This is a genomic window from Streptomyces sp. SID11385 (assembly GCF_010548245.1).
In the GTDB taxonomy this organism is placed as follows: Bacteria; Actinomycetota; Actinomycetes; order Streptomycetales; family Streptomycetaceae; genus Streptomyces.
The window spans coordinates 1-5,423 of the sequence record NZ_JAAGLR010001159.1; the positions used below are offsets into that span (position 1 = coordinate 1).

At 72.4% G+C, this 5,423-nt stretch carries 4 protein-coding genes and 1 pseudogene; all 5 read left to right on the plus strand.

Features of this window, described 5'->3' with window-relative positions; genetic code table 11:
- The coding region (locus G3I42_RS35260; protein ID WP_164283446.1) for a DUF742 domain-containing protein at positions 1-147 on the plus strand (147 nt) is incomplete at its 5' end.
- On the plus strand, positions 128-709 hold the full coding sequence (locus G3I42_RS35265) for an ATP/GTP-binding protein (RefSeq protein WP_009068854.1): 582 nt from the start codon (positions 128-130) through the stop codon (positions 707-709). The genes G3I42_RS35260 and G3I42_RS35265, both read left to right, overlap by 20 nt.
- 421 nt (positions 710-1,130) lie before the next feature.
- Complete coding sequence (locus G3I42_RS35270; RefSeq protein WP_164291728.1) at positions 1,131-4,490, plus strand: nitrate- and nitrite sensing domain-containing protein; 3,360 nt, start codon at positions 1,131-1,133, stop codon at positions 4,488-4,490.
- A gap of 10 nt (positions 4,491-4,500) precedes the next feature.
- On the plus strand, positions 4,501-4,914 hold the full coding sequence (locus G3I42_RS35275; RefSeq protein ID WP_008745460.1) for a roadblock/LC7 domain-containing protein: 414 nt from the start codon (positions 4,501-4,503) through the stop codon (positions 4,912-4,914).
- Positions 4,915-5,023: 109 nt separating this feature from the next.
- Positions 5,024-5,423, plus strand: a pseudogene (locus G3I42_RS35280) (DUF742 domain-containing protein); the annotation flags it as partial.

Consider the following 5,423-nt stretch of genomic DNA (forward strand, 5'->3'; position numbering starts at 1 on the left):
CCCCTCGGCGTGGCCCGGATTCTCGTCGCCGACCTGGCGGAGGCCGGTCTCGTCGCGATCCACCAGCCCGGCGGCGACGAGAACGCCGGCGGCCAGCCAGACGTGACACTGCTCGAAAGGGTGCTCAGTGGACTTCGCAAGCTCTAACGCCGAGGCGGCACGGTCGACGACCAGCGCGAAGATCGTGGTCGCCGGCGGCTTCGGCGTGGGCAAGACGACCTTCGTCGGCGCCGTCTCGGAGATCAACCCGCTGCGCACCGAAGCCGTCATGACCAGCGCGAGCGCCGGCATCGACGACCTCACCCACACCGGCGACAAGACCACCACCACCGTCGCCATGGACTTCGGCCGCATCACCCTCGACCAGGACCTCATCCTCTACCTGTTCGGCACCCCCGGACAGGACCGCTTCTGGTTCATGTGGGACGACCTCGTCCGCGGCGCCATCGGTGCCATCGTCCTCGTCGACACCCGCCGCCTCGCCGACTGCTTCCCCGCCGTCGACTACTTCGAAAACTCGGGCCTCCCCTTCGTCATCGCCCTCAACGGCTTCGAAGGACACCAGCCCTACACCCCCGACGAAGTACGCGAAGCACTCCAGATCGGCCCCGACACCCCCATCATCACCACCGACGCCCGCCACCGCGCCGACGCCAAATCCGCCCTCATCACCCTCGTCGAACACGCCCTCATGGCCCGCCTGAAGTGAGGGCGCGAGGGCCCGGTGTGGACCCGGTGCGGCTCGGGTGAAGGCCGCGGGACGGGGCAGGCGGGCCGCGCGGCGCGCCCGCTCCGCCTCGCTGTGTCCTTCGACACGGTGTCGACAGGCTTCATAACGTTTCGACAGAGAATTGACCGCGCGCCACCACGCGCAGCGCCCGCACGGTGCCGCTGCGCGCACACGAGTCCCGGCTTTTGCCGGGGCTCGTTCTTTTATGCCCCTTTTATTAGCGTGCCGCGGCGTCCCTCGTGTCCGGAAGACCACTTCCGCAGAACGTTTGGCGGCGCACGGCGGAGCGTGCTGAAATCGCTGAACTGCCCAGTAGCAGAGTGGTGAGCTGCCCACTGTTGAGGGCCTGAGAACGTCAGCGGCACGCGAGAAGTGCCGGCGCCGAGAGGTTGTTGGTCGAGTGAGGCGAAGCACGAAGGGCTCAGGCCCGGCGGAGCGGGCCCGGGGGAACTTCACCCCGCCCGCCGGCGCCGAGGCGCCCGCCGGAGTGCGGGAGAACGGGAGCCCCACCTCCCCCTCCGCCCGCGGCAGCCGGCTGTCCCCCCGCAACTGGCGGGTGCCGACCCGGCTGAACGCGATCCTGCTCATACCCGTCATCGTCGGCCTCGTCATGGGCGGCTTCCAGGTGAAGGGGTCGATCGACACCTGGCAGGAGGCCGAGGACGCGAAGAACGTCGCCCGGCTCGTCCAGGCCGCCGCGACCTACGGCAACCGGCTCACCGAGGAACGCGACCTCAGCGCCCAGCCCCTGCTGGAGGGCAAGCGCGAGGACGCGGCCGTCCTCAAGGCCCGCGCGGCGACCGACACGGCGGCCAAGAGCTTCGACGTCGCGGCCAGGGACCTCCCCCACACCGCCGCCCTCGACCGGCGCATGGCCGACTTCCGCTCGGTGGAGCCGAAGCTCGGCCCGCTGCGCCAGGCCGCGTACACGAAGAAGCTCACCGGGGTGCAGACCGAGGAGGGCTACCTCCAGATCCAGCACCCGCTCATGGAGTTCGCCAACGAGCTGGGTCTCGGCACCGGCAACGTCACCACCTACGGCCGCTCGGTCTACGCGATCGCGCTCGCGAAGTCGGCGCTCTCGCTGACCCGTTCCATCGGCATGCACCTGTGGGTCGCGCCGGGTCCCGGCACGGCCGACGCGACGAAGCAGCGCGTCGCGCTCTCCTCGTACGCCTACCTGGAGGGCATCGCCGAGAAGGAGTACACCTCCAGCGCGCGGCCCGAGGACGTCAAGCGGCTCGACGCGGAGATGAAGAAGGCCGCCCTCCAGGTCAAGCGGAACGCCGCCAAGGCCGCCATCGCCTCGGCGAAGGACGGCGGCAGCGGCGTCACGCCGCCCTCGACCGAGGCGATGCTCGCGCAGCTCGGCTCGGCCGCGGCCACGCAGAAGTCGCTCGGCGACCGCGGCATCACGCCCGAGACGTGGTGGGCCTCGACCTCGCCGCGCGTGACCGCCTACCGCACCGTCGAGTCCGAGCTGACCGAGCACGCGGTGACCGAGGCGATGCAGATCGCCGACGACGCCAAGCGCGACACGCTCCTCGTCTCGGCGGCCGTCGTCGCCGCCCTGCTGCTCGCGTTCCTCATCGCGGGGATGATGGCGCGGCAGATGAGCAAGTCCATGCGGCGCCTGCGCACGGAAGCCTTCGGCATAGCGCAGAAGCGGCTGCCCTCCCTCGTCGACCAGCTCTCGCGCACCGATCCGGGCCGGGTGGACACGCGCGTCACGCCGCTGCCGATCACCTCGACCGACGAGATCGGCGAGGTCGCCCGCGCCTTCGACCAGGTGCACCGCGAGGCGGTCAGGCTCGCCTCCGAGCAGGCCCTGCTGCGCGGCAACATCAACGCCATATTCACCAACCTCTCGCGGCGCAACCAGTCCCTCATCGAGGGGCAGCTCACCCTCATCACGGACCTGGAGAACCACGAGGCCGAGCCCGAGCAGTTGGAGAACCTCTTCAAGCTCGACCACCTCGCGACCCGGATGCGCCGCAACGGCGAGAACCTCCTCGTCCTCGCGGGCGAGGAGCCGGGCCGCCGCTGGGACCAGCCGGTGCCGCTCGTCGACGTGCTGCGCGCCGCCTCCTCCGAGGTCGAGCAGTACGAGCGCGTCGAGCTGTCGGGGGTGCCCGAGGCCGAGATCCACGGCCGCGCCGTGACCGACCTCGTGCACCTGCTCTCCGAACTCCTGGAGAACGCCACGACGTTCTCCTCCCCGCAGACGAAGGTACGGGTCACGGCGACGCGGATGCCCGACGGCCGCGTCATGATCGAGATCCACGACAAGGGCATCGGCCTCACGGCGGAGGACTTCGCCGACATCAACCACCGGCTCGCCAATCCGCCGGTCGTGGACGCGGCGATCTCGCAGCGCATGGGGCTCTTCGTGGTCGGTCGGCTCTCCGACCGGCACGGCATCCGGGTCCAGTTGCGGCCCTCGGGCGAGCAGGCGGGCACGACCTCGCTCGTCATGCTCCCCGAGTCGATCACGCACGGCGGCGGCGGGCAGGCCGGTCAGGAGAACGAGTTCACCGTCTCCTCGATGATCCCCTCCCAGCCGCACGCCGAACAGGGCGCGGGCCACGCGCCGCTGCGCACCGCCGCCGAACTCGGCTTCGACGACACCCGGTACGGGGCCCGGCAGAACGCCCTGCCCGCCGGGGAGAACCCGGCCGGGCTCGACCCGGTGGGCCGCTCCCTGTTCCGCGAGGAGCGCCGCGCGGCCCTGGAGGCCCAGACCCACGCGCAGGAGCCCGCTCCGCAGCAGCGCCCGGAGGAGAACGGCGGCGTCCCCGCGCCGTACGGCGCCTACCAGGAGCAGGCCCCGCAAGCGCCCCAGCCCGCCTACGGCGAAGGCGAAGGCGGGGGCTACGGGCAGGGCTACCCGGCTCCGTACGAGAACGGCCGGGCCGGCTACCGCGACGACGGCGGCCCCTCCCCCTACCCGGACGCGAGCGCCTACGCTCCGCAGCCGTCGTACCCCGGCTTCGAGCAGGGGGCGTACCCCGGCGCCGCGGCCGGGACGCCGGGCGCCGAGGGCGGCTACCCGGCGCGGGAGCAGGGCGAGTACGCCCCGCAGTCCCCCTATGCGCCCTATCCGGAGCCCCCGCACGCCACGTACGCGCCGGAAGCCGCCGGAGCCGGGTCCTACCCGGCCGCCCCTCACCAGGAGGAGTGGCCGCAGGCGCCCGGAGCGGGCGGCGCCCCCGGGGGTGAAACGGAATCCCTCGCGCGCGCTCCCCAGCGGGACGCCGACCGCGTAGGCTTCGGCCCGCACGGTGCCGCCGCCGAGCAGGAGGGCGGGGTGACCGACGCGGGTCTGCCGCGCCGGGCTCCCGCCGCGGGGGCCGGTGAGGTGACGGACCGTCAGGGATGGGACAATGGCCCGAGCGGCACCCCGCCCCAGGACGGCTCGCCCGCGGGCGAGCAGCCGCAGGCGGAGCAGGCTCCCGGTTCCTCGGCCCACGCGGCCAACGAGGACCGTGCCCAGCGCGCGAGCGGCCTGCGCCGCCCGCAGGCGGGCGGGGTCACCTCCTCCGGTCTGCCGCGCCGGGTGCCCAGGGCCAATCTGGTCGAGGGCGCGGCGGAACAGAGCCCGCAGGGCGGCCCCCAGGTCTCCCGCGCTCCCGAGGACGTCCGCGGCCGGCTCAGCCGGCTCCGCAACGGCGTCGCCAGGGGCCGCACCGCGGGAGGCGACACGAATGGCACGAACGGTCGGGGTTCCGGCCCCGACAGCACCTACGACCAGGAGCGTTAGCGTGAGCCCGATGAGCCAGGCGGCACAGAACCTGAACTGGTTGATCACCAATTTCGTGGACAACACCCCCGGGGTGTCGCACACGGTGGTCGTCTCCGCCGACGGTCTTCTCCTCGCGATGTCCGAGGGTTTCCCGCGCGACCGCGCCGACCAGCTCGCGGCCGTGGCCTCGGGCCTCACCTCGCTGACCGCGGGCGCGTCCCGGATCTTCGAGGGCGGCACCGTGAACCAGACGGTGGTCGAGATGGAGCGGGGATTCCTCTTCATCATGTCCATCTCGGACGGTTCCTCGCTCGCGGTCCTCGCCCACCCGGAGGCCGACATCGGCCTCGTGGGTTACGAGATGGCCCTGCTCGTGGACCGTGCCGGCTCCGTCCTGACCCCGGACCTGCGCGCGGAACTTCAGGGCGGTCTGCTCAACTGACGCTTTTCTCAACCATCAGACAAGCGGTGCGTTTTCGCGTCCCGGGGCCGTAAGGTTTCGGGACGCGGCTCCACACTGACGGCGCCCGGACAGCAGGAGGAGGAAGAACGTGACGACACCCCCCGGTGGTTCGCCTGCCGACTGGTCCCACGGCCAGGGCGGGTACCAGGGTGACGGACCGGGTCCGCACTCCTTCCCAGGGCAGCAGCAGGGCGAACAGCGGCGCGACGAGTGGCAGCAGGCCGAGTGGCAGTACGGGCAGCGGCAGGAGCCGGCCCCCGAACAGCCGTACGGGCAGCGCCCGTCGTACGGGGACCAGCGACCGTACGGCGAGCAGCGGTCGTACGGGGAACAGCCGTCGTACGGGGACCAGCAGGACCCCTTCGACGCGTACCCGTACCCGCATCCCGGCCAGCAGCCGCAGCAGCCCCGGCCCGCGCCGCCGCGGCAGCCGGCGCAGCCGCGCCAACAGCGACAGCCCGTACGGCCCGCCGGGCCGCGTGCCCCCC